The organism is Mycobacterium sp. NGS15 (assembly GCF_059813245.1).
In genome coordinates this window covers 36,192-52,869 of record NZ_JCALEF010000006.1, presented here as the reverse complement: position 1 = coordinate 52,869, position 16,678 = coordinate 36,192, and the positions used below count along the sequence as shown (strand labels likewise).

At 63.7% G+C, this 16,678-nt stretch carries 17 protein-coding genes and 1 tRNA gene; 8 read left to right on the top strand and 10 right to left on the bottom strand.

Annotated features, from left to right (window positions below; genetic code table 11):
* Nucleotides 1–68: 68 nt before the first annotated feature.
* The gene (locus tag AC5Y5C_RS17890) at nt 69–488 is read right to left on the bottom strand and encodes a hypothetical protein (RefSeq protein ID WP_499974806.1); all 420 of its coding nucleotides are present in this window, start codon (nt 486–488) and stop codon (nt 69–71) included.
* Between the two features lie 54 nt (nt 489–542).
* Nucleotides 543–1,016 (bottom strand): thioredoxin-dependent thiol peroxidase, encoded by a 474-nt coding sequence (gene bcp, locus AC5Y5C_RS17885; RefSeq protein ID WP_499974804.1) that lies wholly within the window; start codon nt 1,014–1,016, stop codon nt 543–545.
* Nucleotides 1,017–1,099: 83 nt separating this feature from the next.
* Here bcp and AC5Y5C_RS17880 point away from each other — a divergent pair, with 83 nt between their 5' ends.
* Nucleotides 1,100–1,336, top strand: a complete 237-nt coding sequence (locus AC5Y5C_RS17880; protein ID WP_078289077.1) for a DUF3618 domain-containing protein — start codon at nt 1,100–1,102, stop codon at nt 1,334–1,336.
* A gap of 13 nt (nt 1,337–1,349) precedes the next feature.
* On the opposite strand, the gene AC5Y5C_RS17875 is transcribed toward AC5Y5C_RS17880, so the two are convergent.
* Together AC5Y5C_RS17875 and AC5Y5C_RS17870 are read right to left on the bottom strand one after the other, a co-directional pair.
* Complete coding sequence (locus tag AC5Y5C_RS17875; RefSeq protein WP_499974802.1) at nt 1,350–2,405, bottom strand: NAD(P)-dependent alcohol dehydrogenase; 1,056 nt, start codon at nt 2,403–2,405, stop codon at nt 1,350–1,352.
* Nucleotides 2,406–2,503: 98 nt separating this feature from the next.
* A complete protein-coding gene (locus AC5Y5C_RS17870; protein ID WP_499974797.1) occupies nt 2,504–3,334 on the bottom strand; it encodes a class I SAM-dependent methyltransferase in 831 nt (276 codons plus the stop codon).
* Between the two features lie 53 nt (nt 3,335–3,387).
* Here AC5Y5C_RS17870 and AC5Y5C_RS17865 point away from each other — a divergent pair, with 53 nt between their 5' ends.
* Nucleotides 3,388–4,014 (top strand): TetR/AcrR family transcriptional regulator, encoded by a 627-nt coding sequence (locus AC5Y5C_RS17865; RefSeq protein WP_499974793.1) that lies wholly within the window; start codon nt 3,388–3,390, stop codon nt 4,012–4,014.
* A gap of 101 nt (nt 4,015–4,115) precedes the next feature.
* Nucleotides 4,116–4,514, top strand: coding sequence for a hypothetical protein (locus tag AC5Y5C_RS17860; RefSeq protein ID WP_499974789.1), 399 nt, complete (start codon nt 4,116–4,118; stop codon nt 4,512–4,514).
* On the opposite strand, the gene AC5Y5C_RS17855 is transcribed toward AC5Y5C_RS17860, so the two are convergent.
* Complete coding sequence (locus AC5Y5C_RS17855) at nt 4,511–7,414, bottom strand: MMPL/RND family transporter (protein WP_499974786.1); 2,904 nt, start codon at nt 7,412–7,414, stop codon at nt 4,511–4,513. The genes AC5Y5C_RS17860 and AC5Y5C_RS17855 overlap by 4 nt on opposite strands.
* Before the next feature lie 134 nt (nt 7,415–7,548).
* Between AC5Y5C_RS17855 and AC5Y5C_RS17850 the strand changes: the two genes are divergently transcribed.
* Nucleotides 7,549–8,772, top strand: coding sequence for a sensor histidine kinase (locus AC5Y5C_RS17850; protein ID WP_499974782.1), 1,224 nt, complete (start codon nt 7,549–7,551; stop codon nt 8,770–8,772).
* Entirely contained in the window at nt 8,765–9,421 is a 657-nt protein-coding gene (locus tag AC5Y5C_RS17845; protein WP_499974778.1) for a response regulator, read from the top strand. The genes AC5Y5C_RS17850 and AC5Y5C_RS17845 overlap by 8 nt, the downstream gene beginning before the upstream one ends.
* A gap of 12 nt (nt 9,422–9,433) precedes the next feature.
* Here AC5Y5C_RS17845 and AC5Y5C_RS17840 read toward each other — a convergent pair whose 3' ends face one another.
* From AC5Y5C_RS17840 to AC5Y5C_RS17830, 3 genes are read right to left on the bottom strand one after another with little or no spacing between them, the layout of a single operon-like run.
* Nucleotides 9,434–9,913: a DUF1003 domain-containing protein gene (locus AC5Y5C_RS17840; RefSeq protein WP_499974775.1), complete on the bottom strand. Its 480-nt coding sequence runs from the start codon at nt 9,911–9,913 to the stop codon at nt 9,434–9,436.
* Nucleotides 9,910–11,199: a magnesium transporter MgtE N-terminal domain-containing protein gene (locus AC5Y5C_RS17835; RefSeq protein WP_499974773.1), complete on the bottom strand. Its 1,290-nt coding sequence runs from the start codon at nt 11,197–11,199 to the stop codon at nt 9,910–9,912. The genes AC5Y5C_RS17840 and AC5Y5C_RS17835 overlap by 4 nt, the downstream gene beginning before the upstream one ends.
* 60 nt (nt 11,200–11,259) lie before the next feature.
* Nucleotides 11,260–11,886, bottom strand: coding sequence for a TetR/AcrR family transcriptional regulator (locus AC5Y5C_RS17830; RefSeq protein ID WP_499974771.1), 627 nt, complete (start codon nt 11,884–11,886; stop codon nt 11,260–11,262).
* Between the two features lie 83 nt (nt 11,887–11,969).
* On the opposite strand from AC5Y5C_RS17830, the gene AC5Y5C_RS17825 reads away from it, so the two are divergent.
* Nucleotides 11,970–12,827, top strand: a complete 858-nt coding sequence (locus AC5Y5C_RS17825) for an SDR family oxidoreductase (RefSeq protein ID WP_499974769.1) — start codon at nt 11,970–11,972, stop codon at nt 12,825–12,827.
* Complete coding sequence (locus AC5Y5C_RS17820) at nt 12,824–14,272, top strand: flavin-containing monooxygenase (RefSeq protein WP_499974768.1); 1,449 nt, start codon at nt 12,824–12,826, stop codon at nt 14,270–14,272. Before AC5Y5C_RS17825 ends, AC5Y5C_RS17820 begins: the two co-directional genes overlap by 4 nt.
* 6 nt (nt 14,273–14,278) lie before the next feature.
* Here AC5Y5C_RS17820 and AC5Y5C_RS17815 read toward each other — a convergent pair whose 3' ends face one another.
* Nucleotides 14,279–15,094 carry an aldo/keto reductase gene (locus AC5Y5C_RS17815; protein ID WP_499975997.1) on the bottom strand — a complete coding sequence of 272 codons (816 nt, stop codon included), beginning with the start codon at nt 15,092–15,094 and terminating at the stop codon, nt 14,279–14,281.
* Between the two features lie 121 nt (nt 15,095–15,215).
* Nucleotides 15,216–15,291: transfer RNA gene (locus AC5Y5C_RS17810), tRNA-Lys, on the bottom strand.
* A gap of 161 nt (nt 15,292–15,452) precedes the next feature.
* On the opposite strand from AC5Y5C_RS17810, the gene AC5Y5C_RS17805 reads away from it, so the two are divergent.
* The gene (locus tag AC5Y5C_RS17805; protein WP_499974766.1) at nt 15,453–16,673 is read left to right on the top strand and encodes a L,D-transpeptidase; all 1,221 of its coding nucleotides are present in this window, start codon (nt 15,453–15,455) and stop codon (nt 16,671–16,673) included.
* Nucleotides 16,674–16,678 lie beyond the last annotated feature (5 nt).

Genomic DNA, 16,678 nt, shown 5'->3' with positions numbered 1-16,678 from the left:
CCAGCATCGAGTGCGAGTCTGACGCGGAAATTCGGCGTTGTTCCCGCGCCACGCTCGCGCTCGACGGTCTATTCAGAGACCGCTATGGCGTTGAGATCCTGTTTCGTCACCAGATGGACATCAACTGCTTGCCGCCCGAGGACCGTTGCCTTCAGTAGCCGGTGCACACCATCGAGGATGATCATGCGCTCGGCCGGAAGATCGATTCGCACATGCAAGGGGAATTGCAGATCCGCGCCCATCGTCCGATCCCACTGGGCGCGATGGCGTTCTGGTGCGCGGGCGACCTCGTGAGGGGAGACCTGAAACGGCACTCCGTCAACAGACCAGAACGGCAGCTCCAGGTGCCACGCAAGGTTCTTGACGGGGACAGTCACGGTGCGCAGGTTGTTCAGCCCGTGCAATTGGCCGAGGTCCCAATGAATGTCAAGGATCACGCCACGCAATGCGCTGGGGAGCTGATCCCGTAGCGGGAATGAGTGGACCATCACTTCATCGTGCACATCGCAACAGTTCGCACGTCGAGCAACACGCGAGCGTCGCTAGATGCTCAGGTCACGCCGCAGCTTGGCGACGTGCCCGGTGGCCTTCACGTTGTACTGCGCCACCTCAATCGTGCCCTTTTCGTCCACGACGAAGGTCGATCGGATGACACCCTCGACAACCTTCCCGTACAACTTCTTCTCGCCGAAGGCGCCATACGCGGTCAGCGTCGTCTTATCAGGGTCGGACAGCAGTGGGAAGTTCACGCCGTCGCGCTCGCGGAACTTCGCCAGCTTCTCCGGCTTGTCGGGCGAGATCCCGATAACGTCGAGGCCCGCGCCGTTGAGCTCGGCGAGGCTGTCGCGGAAGTCGCAGGCCTGCTTGGTGCAGCCGGGCGTCATGGCCGCCGGATAGAAGTAGATGATCACCTTGCGACCCTTGTAAGAAGACAGCGATACCTTCTCGCCGTCGGCGTCCAGCAGGGTGAACGCCGGGGCCTTATCGCCAACTTCGAGCCGCTTGGTTTCCGCCATGACCGGTGCCTTTCTGTTGACCCGTACAGTTGTTGCCCTAGGGTAGTTGCTTGAGTGTCAAGCGCGGACGTGGAGGAGTGCAGGTGGCCAGGGATCCCGAGGCAATCAAGGCCGATATCGACAAGGCTCGCGACCAGCTCGCGGCGACAGTCGACACCCTGAGCGACCGCGCCAATCCGCAGCGCCTGGCCGAGGACGCCAAGGCGTCGGTGCTGGCGACGCTGAATAAGCCGGCCATCAAATTCACCATCCTCGGCGTCGGCGCAGTCGTTGCCGCGCTGGTGGCGCGCAAGGTGCTGCGCAAGTTCCGTCGCGACTGATTGCGCGCCTTACTCACGCCGCAAAGCTGGCTCCGTCGATCACGAACCGGTACCGCACATCGCTCTTGAGTACCCGTGCATAGGCCTCGTTGATCTGGGGCGCCTCGATCTTCTCGACCAGCGCTGCGATGCCCTTGGCCGCGCAGAAGTCGAGCATTTCCTGGGTTTCTGCGATTCCGCCGATTGGCGAACCCGCCCAGCGGCGGCGCCCGAAGACTAGCGGTGAGGGCTTGAAATTGATCGGGTCCTCCGGCAGACCCAGTTGAACCAGCGTTCCGTCTTTGTCCAGGAGCCACAGCAGGCCTTCGACGTCGATCCCATCGGAGACCGTGTTGAGGATCAGATCGAATGAGGACGCGAGCTTGGTGAAGGTGGCTGGGTCGCTGGTCGCGTGGTAATGGTCTGCGCCGAGGCTCAGGCCATCCTCCTGCTTGCGTAGCGACTGGCTCAGCACCGTCACTTCGGCGCCCAGCGCGTGGGCGATCTGGACACCCATATGGCCAAGGCCCCCAAGGCCGATGACGCCGACACGAGTGCCGGGGCCAGCCCCCCAATGGTGCAGCGGGGAGTACATGGTGATTCCGGCACACAGCAGCGGAGCGGCCTGATCGAGTGGGAGCGCGTCCGGAATTTTCAACGCGAATGCTTCATCCACCACGATGAGGTCGCTGTATCCGCCGTAGGTCGGCCGGCCGTCCTTGCCCACCGCGTTGTACGTGCCGATGAAGCCGCCCTCGCCGTTACAGAATTGCTCTTCGCCTGATTTGCAGTTGGCGCACTCGCCGCAGGAGCCGACCATGCAGCCGACACCGGCGCGGTCGCCCACCGTGAACTTCTCGACCTCGGAGCCGACCTGGGTCACCAGACCGGCGATCTCATGCCCAGGCACCACGGGGAAGCTCGCGGGTCCCCAATGGTTGCTTACCGTGTGGATGTCACTGTGGCAGATTCCGGCCCAAACGATATCGATGACGATGTCTTTCGGGCCGGGTTCGCGACGCTCGATCACAGTCGGGCCAAGTGGCTCCGTCGGCGAGAAAGCGGCGTAGGCGGGGATGGACAAAGTCACGAGGAACTCCTCAAATCATGGTCATTTGTGAATATGAGAAGCCTAGGAACTGGAGTGCACTCCAGGTCAAGTCGGGAGTGTGCGGCGTTGCTGGGGTCCTAGAACTCGAACCGCAGGATGCGTGCGGATCGTCTCATCGACGTGCTGTGCCGTGCCAGGCGCGACGAGATCCGCAGCCACGTCGGAAACAGTTCCACCTCAGGAGCATCCACCAGGCTGAACTCTTCGACGAACCGTAGCCGAGGGTTCCAGCGCTCAGGGGTACGTGGATCGTCGTAACCCTCAAACCCGCGCAACTGGTTGACCTTCTTGAACATCTTCTGCGGGAAGAGTTTTGAAATCCATACACCTACCACCATGCGGCCGTAGTCGTTGAATGCCAGTTGCCCGGTGGGGAAGTGGTCGGTGACGGCGCGCATGGTGGCGATGATTTGTTCCTTGGTCAGGAAGGCGAAGAACCCGTCGGCGACCACCATCGCCGGACGATCCGACGGTATCCCGGCGATCCACGCCGGGTCGGTAATAGACACCCCGATGGTGTGCTCACTTGCCCCCGGGGGCATGACCTCATCGCGCAGCCTCGCCATCCCGGGCAGGTCGATGTTGTACCAATCGACGGTGGCCGGCGGCTGGATGCGCCGATAGCCGTCGTCGAGGCCCGCGCCGAGATCGACCACCACCGCGTTGGGGTGCTCAGCGATAAATGTACGCACACGATCATCGAGAAGTTTTGCGCGCAAAGCGGATTGGCATACTACGGGAGCGAGCACCCCCAGTGCGTCGAAGTCGTAGTCGATCGCGGCGACGGCGGCCGTCGCGCCCGGGTTCGGCAGGATCGGTGGCTGCCAGCCGTCGTTGACGGCCCGAGCTTTCAGGGTGAGAAAGGCGGTCTCTTCCTCCGGGGTGATGCCGCTGGTGTCAATGCCCATGTACTCGACTATACAAGCGTGTAGTCAATTGTCCAGTCGTGTAGCATATGGCGATGGAGACCGCGGATCCTGACGACCTCACCGCCCGCGCCCGGATTCGGGATGCGGCATTGCATGAGTTCGGCGAGAAGGGATACGACGGCGCGACCGTCCGGGGCATTGCCGCGCGAGCAGGTGTGTCATCGGGGCTGTTGCGTCACCACTTCGGGTCCAAGCAGGAGCTGCGGGACGCATGCGACGAGTACCTCGTCAAGGCGATGCGGAACATCAACGAGCAGGTTCAGGCGAACGTGGAACGCGGTGACGTGCATTACGTTTCGGCCCGCATTCCGATCGGCCAATATCAGGACTACATCAGTAGAGCGCTCGTCGACGGCTCCGCCGGGCAGGTGTTCGACGAAATGGTCGCGATGACCGAGGGCTGGCTAGCCAGTGCCGACCACAACCGCGTGCTCCCGGCCGATGTTGACGTCAAGTCCCGCGCCACCGTCATCACCGCAATGGCCTTGGCGGTGCCGCTGCTCCAGCAACATGTCTCGCGGGGGCTCGGCGTTGATGTCAACTCGCCCGAGGGGGATCTGAAGATGGCAGCCACCCTCGTCGACGTGTACGCCAACCCTCTGTTGACCCCGGAGCAGGCACGATCGGCGCAGGAGGATCTCGCACGCAGAATGAGGTAGCTATACCTTATCGAGTAATATTCGCTGTATAGCGTCGCAAGTATGCCTTCACCTGGTTACTCTTAGTGTGTGCCAAGTTTCCGTGCACCGGCGGTATTCCGATGATTATTGTCGCTGGTCTGCGGGTAGGCGCGACGGCGGTGAAGGCAACGGCGGTGAAGGCAACGGCGATGCTGCTCTACATCGTCGGGTTCGCGTTCACGGTGTTCTTCGGGATCGACAGTGTGCGCCTTGCCGTGGTGCTTCTCGTCGGTATCGCAGCGACGCTCTTGCACTACTGGCCGGCCCGCGAGAAGTTCGACCGACTCTCGATCGCGGTTGTGCTTGGCCTGGTCATAGCCTTTGTCCTCGATGCATGGTCAACCTGGGTCGCCGACCATAGCTTTGGCCCCAATATCGGGATCGGCGCTGTGCGCTTGCTCGCCTGGTTCTTGTCGCTGGCCGGAATCCTGGCGTTTCCGCGCAGCCTCATCGACAGAGACGCGGCCCCCGACAGCTAGGCCCCCGTGCTCTCCAGCCGTGAGGGACGCGTCAGCAGGTACGTGAGCACACCGGACGTTCGGGGCGAGCGCGCCTTGGACCACCTCAACAACATCCCGTGCAGCAGCGGTGCCGGTGACCACCAGAACCACTTGCCGAGCAGCCCCGCGAGTCCCGGAACCACGAACGTCCGGACGATGAGCGTGTCGATGAGCAACCCGACACCAATGGCGGTGCCGGTCTGCATGATGGGTAGCGCGTCTCCGGAGAGCATGGCGAACATGGTGATTCCGAAGACGATTCCAGCGGTGGTGACCACACCGCCGGTACCGCCGAAGGCGCGAATCATCCCGGTGCGTAGCGCCGCCCCCTGGAGGAACACCTCCTCGCGCATGCGCATGGTGAAGAGAAGGTTGTAGTCGGCTCCCACGGCAACCAGGGCGATGAGGGCGATTGACGGCACGGCCCAGTGCAAGTCCCGCCCCAACAGGTCCTGCCAGATGAGGGTGCTGACTCCCATGGCCGATGCATATGAGACGACGACGGTGCCGATCACCACCGCGGCCGCCACCGGGCTGCGCAACATCACCAGTACGATGAGAAACACCAGTGCGAGCGCCACCGCCGCCAACAGTAAGAAGTCGTCGCTGACGTAACCGCGCAATTCGGCTGTGCCCGTGCCAAACCCGGTGACATTCACGGTGCTGCCGGCGAGGGTGCCCTCCTTGGTCGCCTCGCTGACCGCTTGCAGGATCTGTGGGGATCGTTGTGCGCCGTCCGCACCGAACACCTTGCCGTCACCAAACACCATCATGCGGGTCGAGCGGCCGTCCGGCGCGAAGTACAGCTGGGCCGCGCGCTGGAATCGTGGATCGTCCCAGGCGCGCTGCGGCAGGTAGAAGCCGCCCTCACCGCTGCTGCGGAAATCCTCCCGCACGGCGCGCAGATACTCGGTGAGCCCGGAGAACATGGTGCGTGTCTCGCCGACGGCGTTGGTGAGCTGTTCGGTGATCGAGCTCAGCTGTGCCACCGTTGCTTTCATATTCTGCACCGAGTTCACGGCACCCGAGAAAGACTTCTGCATGCCCTGTGCACCGGCGCCGAATGTGGCGGTGCTGTCGGTGAGCGAGGCGGTTGCCGTCAACATCGAGTCCATCGGTTCGACGGCCTTGAGCACCAGCGAACAAACCGCATCATTGGCGCAGTTGGGATTGCCCTTGGTGAAGTCGCGCAGCGGATCCATGTACTCCGAGACCTGAGACACGTTGTCCTGCAGAGTTTTCATCCCCGAATGCATGACGCCGATGCCGGAGTTCAGGTCGCCTATCCCGCTCACGCCGCCGGCGAGGCCCTTCTGCAGTTGGGAGATGGCCGCGGAGAACTGTTTGAGTGTCGTCGAGAGCTGATCGACCGCGCCCAAACGACGGCTCATTTGGGTGGTGCCATCGTCGAGCTGGTCGGCGATGATCCCGGCCTGATCGGTGAATGTCGCTTGTTCGGGGATGGAGCCGGCCGGCCGGGAGGCCGACTGCACCATCCGGATACCCGGAATTTCCATAAGCTTCTTGGTAACTCGCTCGACGGCGATTACTCCGGTCGGGCTTCGCAGATCGCGATCGGTTTCGATCGACACGATCTCCGGCAGCAGCCGGTTGGGCGGGAAGTGCCGATCCATCGCCTGATACCCGCGGTTGGCCTGTGTGGAAAGCGGCTGCGCGGCAAGCTCGTCGAAACCGAGCCGGAGGCCCGCTACCGGAAGGGCGCAGATGATGAGGACAAGCGCCGAACCTGCCAGCACCGGCCCAGGCCAGCGTGCCACCACGGTGCCAACCCGACGCCACCGCCGACCCGGTTGCCCGCGCACGGGACGCGGTTGCGCTAGGCCGCGACGGCCGGCCAATCCAATCAACGCGGGCAGCAACGTCAAGGACGCCAGCATGCCCGTGAGAATTCCTATTGCACAGGGAAGTCCGGCGCTGCGCAACATGCCAACCTGCGCGAAGAGCAGGCAGGACAGCGCCGCCGCGATGGTCAATCCGGATGCCGCGATCACCGGGGCCACACTGCGGTTGGCCAGCACGAGAGCTTCCTCGTGCTCGATTCCCGACCGGCGTTGTTCGTGATAGCGACCGAGCAGGAAGATTCCGTAGTCGGTGGCGGCGCCGAGCACGAGCGCCGCCAGCAGCGCCACTGAGAAGATCGATACCTCGATGAGGTCGCGTTCACCGAGATACGCCACGATCGCGCGCGCCACCGCAAGTCCGAGGCCCACAGTGATCAGCGGGATGGCGGCGGTGACTGGCGACCGGTACACGGCGAGTAGCAGCAGGGCGATGAGCAGCACCGTGACGGCGGTAATCATCAGCATTTGTTGGTCGATGGCGGTGAGCTCGTCGGCGATGGTGGCGCCCGGGCCGGTGACCCATGCCTGCACTCCCGGTGGTGCGGGCTCGTCGGCAACGATCTTGCGCGCCGCGGACAGCGCGTCGTTGGCTTTCGCCGCACCGAGCTCACCCTTGACCCGCAGCATCGTGTAGACGGCCCGGCCATCCCCGCTCACCGCCCCCTCGGCAGTGAATGGGTCGGACCACAGGTCCATCGCCGAGTCCAGATGGGCGGTATCGGCGCGCAGCTTGCCCAGCAGCCGTGCGTGGTACTGCTCTTCGGCCGGCCCCAACTTGCGCGTGCTTTCCAGGACCAGGTAATTGAGGTTTCCGCCGTCACCGTCCTTGAACTGCTGGCCCATCTGCGCGCTGGCGGCGTTGACGGGCGCATCGTGGGGCAAAAAGCCGCGCGCATGATTGTGTGCGGTGGTTTCGACCTGCGGCACAAGGAGATTGCCCGCACCAGCGGCGAGCATCCAGAGCCCGATGACGATAACCGCGTAGCGGTTGGAGAACCGTGCGATGGAGTCCCACATAGCAGTTGAAGTTACGGAGAAGCCGCGGCGCCGTCGTCGTGCTGTGGGCGAGACTTGCCCTCCTACCGTGGTAGGACACGCGGATCCGCGCCGAGCATGATGTGTACGGGGCGGACCGCCTCTACGCTGGCACTATGGATTGGCTCCGTGAGATAACCGAGCGCCGCCGGTCCTTGGTGCCGTACGAGTTTCCCTGGACGGTGCCTGTTGTCATGTACGGCAGCACGTTGCTCATCGTGGGGTGCGCTGTCGCGCAAAGAGGTTTCACCCAGCCCTGGCTGCTGGCGCTGGCGAGCCTGGCGGCCCTGGCGCCGATCCTGGTCTTCGTCTTCGGCGGCTACAAGCTGAACACATTTCTGACCGTGGCCTGCAGCCTGGCTGGGGTGGCGCTGTTTCTCAGCTGGCCTCCGAATGTCGTGGATGCGGCACCCTTCCTGCTGATGTTCATGATCGGGGAGATCGGTGCACTCGCATCGGTGCGCGCCGGGCTGTTGGCCTGCGGCGCCTCGATCGTGCTGCTGGTGGTGGCTGAGCAGTTGCACCACCTGGGTACTTTTTCGCTCTACAACGTGTTCTTCGTGGTCTGTGGTTGGTTGATCGGCCACATCCTGCAGCTGCAACAAAGGCTGCTTCTCCAGGAACGCGCACAGCAGTCCCGCATGCAGGAGCAGGCCGCCTCCGATGAACGGCGTCGCATTGCGCGTGAAATCCACGATGTGATAGCGCATTCCCTGTCTGTGACCATGCTGCATCTGACCGGCGCGAGACGGGCGTTGCAGGAGGACCATGACGTGGATGATGCCGTCGCGGGTTTGGTTGATGCAGAACGTCTTGGGCGTCAGGCGATGTCGGATATACGGGGCACGGTCGGACTCCTGAGCGCCGGTCCCGGTGGCATCGAGCCGCTGCGGTTGACCCCCGAACCCGGTATCGCCGATATCCCCGACTTGGTCGCAGACTTCACCGCCGCGGGAATGGCGGTGCAGTCACGTATCGACGACCCCGGTGAGTCCGTGAGTGCGGGTGTTGGTCTGGCGCTCTACCGGGTGGCACAGGAATCACTAGCCAACATCGCCAAACATTCCCCCGAATCATCGGCCGCCGTGCACCTCGATATCAACGGGTCTGCGGCGACGCTGACCGTGAGTAACGACGTGGCCCGGGCGATTCGTCCGGATTCCGGCGCCGGCGGTGGGTTGTTGGGTATGCGTCAACGGATCGAGGTGCTGGGCGGTGAGTTCCGCGCCGGGCGAGAGGGAGGCGGTTGGACGGTGTCCGCGACGGTGCCCTTGCAGTCCACCGGGGCGTCGTGCCGTCAACGCCGCAAGGCAGGGAAAGTCGGGTGGCGCCATGACTGACACCGAAGTGGGCGTGCTGCTGGTCGACGATCAGGAGCTGGTACGCACGGGGTTGCGCCGGATTCTGCGTCGCAAGGACGGATTCTCGATTGTGGGGGAGTGTGCCGACGGCAGCGAGGTAGCGGCGGCGGTGACACAGGTGCGGCCCGACGTGGTTGTCATGGACCTGCGTATGAAGCGGATGAGCGGTATCGAGGCAATTCGATTACTTCATGTCGCTGATGGGCCGCCGGCATTGGCACTCACCACATTTGACGATGACGAGCTGCTCTCCGGGGCCCTTCGCGCCGGCGCTGCGGGCTTCATCCTCAAGGATTCCCCTGCCGAGGAGCTGGTCCGCGCCGTACATGCCGTCGCCCGTGGCGAGGCATATCTGGATCCGGCAGTGACATCGCGTGTGCTCAGTGCCTATCGGCGTGCGCCGGCTACCGCTTCCGGTCATGCTGAGGGGAAGCTCACCGTCCGGGAGCTGGATGTGTTGGCGCTCATCGCTTCCGGCGCCACCAACTCCGAAATCGCCGGGCAGCTGGTGATTTCCGAGGTCACGGTCAAGAGTCACATCGGACGCATCTTCGTCAAACTCGATCTACGAGATCGGGCCGCGGCCATTGTGTATGCCTATGACAACGGCATCGTGACACCCAAATAGGGTTTACTCGTTTTACTTCTCGCGAAGCGCCGCGATGGCCTCGTGGAGCTCTTCAAGCTCGCGCCGCAGGTAGTCGCGGGTGGTGACCTCGCCCACCGCGAGCCGCAGTGCCGCCAGCTCCCGCGCCAGGTATTCGGTATCGGCCTTGGTCTGTTCGGCCCGCCGCCTGTCTTCTTCCAGCGACACCCGGTCGCGATTCTCTTGGCGGTTCTGGGCCAACAGAATCAGTGGCGCGGCGTAGGCAGCCTGGGTGGAGAACGCGAGGTTCAGAAGAATGAACGGGTACGGATCCCATTGCAGGGTCACCGCGGAGAGATTCAGGATGATCCACACGATGACGAACACCGTCTGCATGGCGAGGTAGCGTCCCGTGCCCAGGAACCGGGCGATGTTCTCGCTGACCCTGCCGACCGCTTCGACATCGAGTCCGAGGGACAGCCCGCGGGATGTGCGCGGGGTATCGAGCCGTTGTCGTGCCGAGGTGTCGCTCACGCGCGGTCACCTCCGGACACGCTCTCAGGTTCGTCGGCACGCCAGCCGTCGGGCATCAGGTGATCCAGCACGTCGTCGACCGTAACGGCGCCGAGCAAGTGGTTCTCCCTGTCGATCACGGGCCCGCACACCAGGTTGTAGGCGGCGAAATAGCGAGTTACCTCGGCCAACGGCGCCTCGGCATCCAGATATGGAAGGTCGGTGTCGAGAATGCCGCCGACGATCGCATAGGGGGGTTCACGCAGCAGCCGCTGCAGGTGCACACATCCGAGGTAGCGGCCGGTGGGCGTCGCGGTGGGTGGCCTGACCACGAATACCAAAGAGGACAGCGCCGGCGTCAGATCCGGATCGCGCACGCGGGCAAGGGCTTCGGCAACCGTGGTATTCGGGCTCAGGATCACCGGCTCCGGGGTCATCATGCCGCCGGCGGTGTTGGGGGAGTGGGTGAGCAGCCGCCGGACGGGTTCGGAATCCTCCGGATCCATGAGCGCCAGAAGTGATTCGGCCTCTGCGGGTGGCAGTTCCCCCAGCAGGTCGGCGGCGTCGTCGGGGTCCATGGCCTCCAGCACGTCCGCGGCGCGTTCATCTTCCAGCTTGGTCAGCACATCGGCCTGATCATCCTCGGGAAGCTCCTGGAGGATGTCGGCCAGCCGTTCGTCGTCGAACGCGCCCAATACCTCGTCGCGTCGCTTGGGCGGTAGTTCACGGATGGCATCGGCCACCTCGACCGGCCGCATGCCCTCGAACTGCAGCATCAGCTGCGCGACACCCTGCCCGGGCAGGTTCAGCGCGGACGGTGTCAACCCGTGGATGTGATTCCATCCGGTGACCTGCACGCCGCTGCGCCGCCCCAGCCGCCGCGGGCTCCGTACGGCCACGCGGGTGACCACCCAGTCGCGGGTGCGTGTCTGTTCGAGGCCCAGGTCCACGACGGTGAGATCGACACCATGGAACTGATCGAGCTCCGGATCATCGGTGCGCACGGTGGTATCAAGAACCTGTCCGAGCACCAACGCCTCGCTGGGGCGTTGTTCGAAACGGCGTAGTGAGACGTTTCCGGTGTTCAGCGTCACCGATCCGGGCTCGATGGCGGTGACGCGCAGCATGGGTACGAAGATCCTTCGGCGCGTGAGCATTTCGACGACAAGACCGATGACCCGCGGCTGTTTTCGGGTAACGCCGATCGCGATCACGACATCGCGCACCCGTCCGATCGACTCGCCGTCCGGGCCGAGAACCACCAGGCCTGAGAGCCTGGCTGCGAACACCTTGCTCACTGCGGCCATGACAGCAAGGTTAGGGGGTCGGCCTGCCGGTGCCCTCCGGCGGTGTCGCGAGTTGGATGGTTAGGAGCCGATTCCGCCGTACATGAGAGCGATGATGGCGGCCGAGAATCGCTCGCTGTCCTGCACCTCGCCGCCCCGTGAGGCGTGCAAGCCGGTGGCCAGAATCATCCCGGTGACCGCTCGGGCCGTGTACTCCGTATCGAGATCGGCTCGCAGATAGCCTTTTTCAACCCCGTGGCGCAGGTAGGCCTCGGTCAGTTGATCACTTGTGGAGAGCATGCCGAAGACGCGCTCGCGGAGCTCATTGTCGACAGAGCCCGCCTCCAGCAGAAGCAGCGGCAACTGGGGGTTGTCCCGGAACAGGTCCGCCAGGGCGGCACCGATGCGCACCGACTGCTGGCGGTACTGCTCGATATCGTCGGCGAGCCCCGCGGCGTTCTCCGCGCTGATCGCGCGAAAGATCTGCCCGGTGACGTCGTCGATGACATGCTCGATGATGTCCCGCTTGCTCTTGAAGTACCGGTAGAAGGTCCCATGGCCGATCCCGATCCGCCCGGCGATATCCGCGACACCCGTCGCGTGGTACCCGTGCTCGGCGAAGCAGGCAAAGGCGGCGTCCAGAATCTCTTGGCGCATCTCGAGTTTCTTGCGCTCGGCGCGACTGAGTGTGGACGGGCTGGACGTCATAAGCGGCGATCCTACCGACCTTGACACTCATGGAGAATGACATATCATTCCGAAACTGACAAGCCATTCTGCTGGAGGTTGATGTGAGTCGTTATCCGAAGATTGAGCTACCCGGCGCGGTGGTCGTCATCACCGGTGGAGCCAGGGGAATCGGTGCCGCCACCGCGCGCCTCTTCGCTGATAAAGGTGCCGAGGTCTGGATCGGTGATGTCGATGATGTGATTGCCAAAGAGACCGCGAGCACGATCCCGCGTGCGCAGGCGGGCGCCCTCGATGTCACCAAGCCCGAGTCCTGGGCCCTGTTTCTTGATCGGGTGCGTGCCGAGTCCGGCCCTGTCGACATCCTGATCAACAACGCCGGCGTCATGCCGCTGGGCGGATTCGTCGAGGAGAACGAGCGCACCACCGATCTGATTCTCGATGTGAACGTGCGTGGCCCGCTCAACGGCGCGCGGGCCGCGTTGCCGGAGATGGTGGCGCGCGGACGCGGACACATCGTCAACGTGGCGTCGATGGCCGGCAAGCTCGCCGTTCCCGGCATGGTTACCTACAACGCGTCCAAGTTCGGTGCGGTGGGACTTTCGGTGGCTCTACGCAAGGAGTACGGCGACAGCGGCGTCAGCATCAGCTCCGTACTGCCGAGCGCGGTTCGGACCGAGCTGGCCTCCGGCGCGCCGCTGGGCAAGGGCATGCCGACCGTCGACCCGGAGGACGTGGCCGCCGCGATCGTGCGCAGCGTCGACACCCGCCGTGCGCAGATCTCGGTGCCGGGCTGGCTCGCGTTCGTGTGGGGACTGGTGGATCTGTTTGTGCCCGAACCGGTTGAGCGACTTGGCCGCCGACTCATCGATGATCGCCGGGCATTGACGTCGCTGGATCTGAACGCTCGTGGTGCCTACATCGAGCGCATCGAGCGTCAGAGCCAGGAGCACCAGAAGTGAGCGACCGGCGCCAGCCCAAGGTCGTCGTCGTCGGCGCCGGCATGGCCGGAATCGCGGTGGGACACAAGCTTAAAGAAGCTGGCTTCGACGATTTCACCATCCTGGAGAAGGGTGATGACGTCGGCGGTGTCTGGTACTGGAACCGCTATCCGGGACTGACCTGCGACGTGCCCTCGCAGGCCTACCAATACCCGTTCGCGCCACGGACGGACTGGCCGCGGCTCTTCGCCACGGGTGGAGAGATCCAGGCATACCACCGCCAGGTCGCCGAGGATCTCGGTGTGATGTCGCATATTCGGTGCGGGCGGGAAGTCACGGCGGCGGAGTTCACCGGCGCGGGCTGGCGGGTCACCACTGCGGTGGGGGAGACGCTGGAGTGCGATTTCCTGATCGCTGCCACCGGCGTGCTGCACCACCCGAACATTCCTGACATTCCCGGCCTTGACAGCTTCCAGGGCAAGGTGGTGCACACCGCGCGCTGGGATGATTCGGTGGTGCTGGAAGGCAAACGCGTCGCCGCCATCGGAACGGGTTCCACCGGCGTGCAGGTGGTTTCGGCGATGCAACCCATCGTCAAACAGGTGACGTCATTCATCCGCACCCCGCAATGGGTGCTGTGGGCGCCGATGTCGATGCGGCAGCCGAAGTTCGTCGCCAAGGTGCTGGAGGCCCTGCCCACCGAACGCATTGTGCGGTTCAGCGCGCTGACGGGCACCGATGCCCTGGTGAACATCGTGACCAGGCCCAGTTGGGGGCGCCGTCTGGTGCAGCAGTATGCGCGGGCGTGCCTGCACTTGATTCGCGACAAGGAGTTGCGTCGCAAACTCACCCCGGACTATGAGCCGCTGTGTAAGCGGCAGGTCTTGTCGGGGTCGTTCCATCGTGCTGTCCAGAAGCCGAATGTCGAGATCGTCACCGACCGCATCGACAGAATCACGCCCACCGGAATCGTGACGACGGACGGTGTCGAACGCGATTTCGACGTGATTGTGCTGGCCACCGGATTCCAGGCGCACAATTACATGCGCCCCATGAATCTCGTTGGCAAGGACGGATATTCCATCGACGAGGCGTGGGAGAAGGGCCCCAAGGCCTACCGGATGACCGCCATCCCCGGCTTCCCGAACTTCTTCACCGTGCTGGGCCCCAACTCGCCGACCGGATCGATCTGGCTTCAGCACACGGCCGAGCGCACCGCTGAATACATCATCAGCTGGCTGCACCGCTTCGCCCGTGGCGAGATCACCACGGTGGAAGTGAGCCGAGAGGCCACCGATGACTTCAACGACCAGGCGCGCGAGGCGATGAAACCCACGGTGTGGGCCACTGGCTGCAACTCCTGGTATCTCACCGAAGACGGATCTGTGGATCTGTGGCCCTTTGATCGAAAGACCATGGAGCGCATGCTCGCATCGCCCGAGGAGAGCCACTACATCGTGCGGTGATGCGCGTTAGCGCAGGTTGAACGTCGCGGGATCCGGTCCGATGCGGCCGTCGGCGACATCGAGCCCGGTGATGCGCTCTACCTCGTCGGCGGCGAGTTCGAATCCGAGCACCTCGAAGTTGGCCGCGATGCGCGCCGGTGTCACCGATTTGGGGATGACAACGTTGCCCAGCTGAAGATGCCAGCGCAGGATCACTTGGGCAGCGCTTACCCCGTGGGTCTCGGCGATGGCGCCGATCGTCGGGTCATCCAGGATGGTGCCCTGACCGAGCGGCGACCACGCCTCGGTGGCAATGCCGTACTCGTCATGGAAGGCGCGCAGCTCGGCCTGGGTGAACCGGGGATGCAGCTCGATCTGGTTGAGGGCAGGCACTTCTCCGGTCTCGTCGATCAGTCGCTTCAGATCCTCGACGGTGAAATTGCTGACCCCGATGGCCTTGGCGCGGCCGTCGGCCTGAATGCGCTGCAAGGCCTTGAAGCTCGCCACGTATTCGTCGAGCTCAGGAACCGGCCAGTGGATGAGATACAGGTCCACGTAATCGGTGCCCAGGCGCGCCAGAGAGGCGTCAAACGCACGCAGCGTGCTGTCATAGCCCTGGTCGGAGTTCCACAGCTTCGTGGTCAGGAAGATATCGCCACGAGGAACCCCGGACTCTGCGATGGCGGCACCAGTGCCCTCTTCGTTCTCATACACCTTCGCGGTGTCGATGCTGCGATATCCGACCTGCAGGGCGGTCGCGACGGCCTCCTGGGCGTCATCACTGGGCACCTGCCAGACCCCGAAGCCCAGCTGGGGAATCGTGGTACCGGAATTGAGGGTCACATGGGGGACTACGTGGGGAACCGTCACGGTCAACCCAACACGGGCCGTCGCCGAGTATTCCCCGGGATCCGCCGGTAACAGAAACGCCTCGCTCCCAATCTTGGGAACGAGGCGTCTCTGATGGTGCGCCGTCAGGGGCTCGAACCCCGGACCCGCTGATTAAGAGTCAGCTGCTCTACCAACTGAGCTAACGGCGCGTGAACGTGCGTGGAAGACCTTAGCAGCCTCGGCGCCCGTAACGAAAATTGTCACCTCGGCGATAGCCCGGTCGCGTTGATTTGAGGTCGTCGCCGACCATCGCGAACCCGTACAATCATGGCTGAATTGGCATGCATCAAGATTCAATAGGGAGCAAAGCATGACCCAGGGTCGTCCACGCCTTCTGGTTGGCGCGCGTCGGCGGTGGGCAACCGTACTTGTTCTCCCGCTCGTAGCAATGGCTGTGCTGGCTGGATGCTCGGGCACCGCGTCCCAGGAACCGCCGAAAGTCATTGACAAGGCAACGCCTTACGCCGATCTGCTGGTGCCCAAGTTGGCGATGTCGGTGAAGGACGGAGCCGTCGGTGTTCCGGTCGATGCGCCGGTGACCGTGACCGCGGGCGAGGGTGTGCTCGGAACCGTCACCATGGTCAACTCCGATGGCAAAGAGATCGCCGGCGAGGTCGGTCCGGACGGTGTCAGTTGGTCGACCACCGAACCGCTCGGTTATGACAAGCAGTACACCCTGACCGCCGATGCCCGAGGCCTCGGCGGTGTGGCCCGCACCAATGCGACGTTCCGCACCCATTCGCCAGACAACATGACGATGCCGTACGTCATGCCGGGCGACGGTGAGGTGGTCGGCATCGGTCAGACGGTCGCCATCCGGTTCGACGAGAGCATTCCGAATCGGGCCGCCGCAGAGAAGGCCATCAAGATCACCACCAGTCCGCCCGTCGAGGGCGCGTTCTATTGGTTGAACAACCGTGAAGTGCGTTGGCGCCCAGAGGCGTTCTGGGAGCCCGGAACATCGGTTGACGTCAAGGTCAACACCTATGGGGTGGACCTGGGCAACGGCGTCTTCGGGCAGGACAACGTGACATCCCGTTTTTCCATCGGCGATGCGATCATCAGCCGCGTCGATGACAACAACAAAGTCGTCAACGTCGAGCGCAACGGCGAGATCATCAAGACGATGCCGACCTCGATGGGTAAGGACAAGGCGCCCACCAACAACGGCACCTACATCATCGGCGAGCGGTTCAAGGATCTGATCATGGATTCCTCGACCTACGGCGTCGCGGTCAATTCGCCCGACGGATACCGCACCAAGGTGCAGTACGCCACCCAGATGTCCTACAGCGGGATCTACGTACACGCCGCACCGTGGTCGGTCGGTGCGCAGGGACGCACCAACACCAGCCACGGCTGCTTGAACGTCAGCACCGCGAACGCAAAGTGGTTCTACGAGAACACCAAACGTGGCGACATTGTGATCGTTTCCAACACCGTCGGCCCCGTGCTACCCGGTACCGAGGGCCTGGGTGACTGGAATATCCCGTGGTCGCAGTGGAAGGCCGGAAACACCCGGCAGCAGTAGCCGGG

Excerpts from the sequence above, each read along its gene's own strand:
- AC5Y5C_RS17890 (WP_499974806.1), bottom strand. The coding sequence starts at position 488 with ATGGTCCACTCATTCCCGCTACGGGATCAGCTCCCCAGCGCATTGCGT.
- bcp (WP_499974804.1), bottom strand. The coding sequence starts at position 1,016 with ATGGCGGAAACCAAGCGGCTCGAAGTTGGCGATAAGGCCCCGGCGTTC.
- AC5Y5C_RS17870 (WP_499974797.1), bottom strand. The coding sequence starts at position 3,334 with ATGGGCATTGACACCAGCGGCATCACCCCGGAGGAAGAGACCGCCTTT.
- AC5Y5C_RS17865 (WP_499974793.1), top strand. The coding sequence starts at position 3,388 with ATGGAGACCGCGGATCCTGACGACCTCACCGCCCGCGCCCGGATTCGG.
- AC5Y5C_RS17860 (WP_499974789.1), top strand. The coding sequence starts at position 4,116 with ATGATTATTGTCGCTGGTCTGCGGGTAGGCGCGACGGCGGTGAAGGCA.
- AC5Y5C_RS17855 (WP_499974786.1), bottom strand. The coding sequence starts at position 7,414 with ATGTGGGACTCCATCGCACGGTTCTCCAACCGCTACGCGGTTATCGTC.
- AC5Y5C_RS17850 (WP_499974782.1), top strand. The coding sequence starts at position 7,549 with ATGGATTGGCTCCGTGAGATAACCGAGCGCCGCCGGTCCTTGGTGCCG.
- AC5Y5C_RS17845 (WP_499974778.1), top strand. The coding sequence starts at position 8,765 with ATGACTGACACCGAAGTGGGCGTGCTGCTGGTCGACGATCAGGAGCTG.
- AC5Y5C_RS17835 (WP_499974773.1), bottom strand. The coding sequence starts at position 11,199 with ATGGCCGCAGTGAGCAAGGTGTTCGCAGCCAGGCTCTCAGGCCTGGTG.
- AC5Y5C_RS17830 (WP_499974771.1), bottom strand. The coding sequence starts at position 11,886 with ATGACGTCCAGCCCGTCCACACTCAGTCGCGCCGAGCGCAAGAAACTC.
- AC5Y5C_RS17805 (WP_499974766.1), top strand. The coding sequence starts at position 15,453 with ATGACCCAGGGTCGTCCACGCCTTCTGGTTGGCGCGCGTCGGCGGTGG.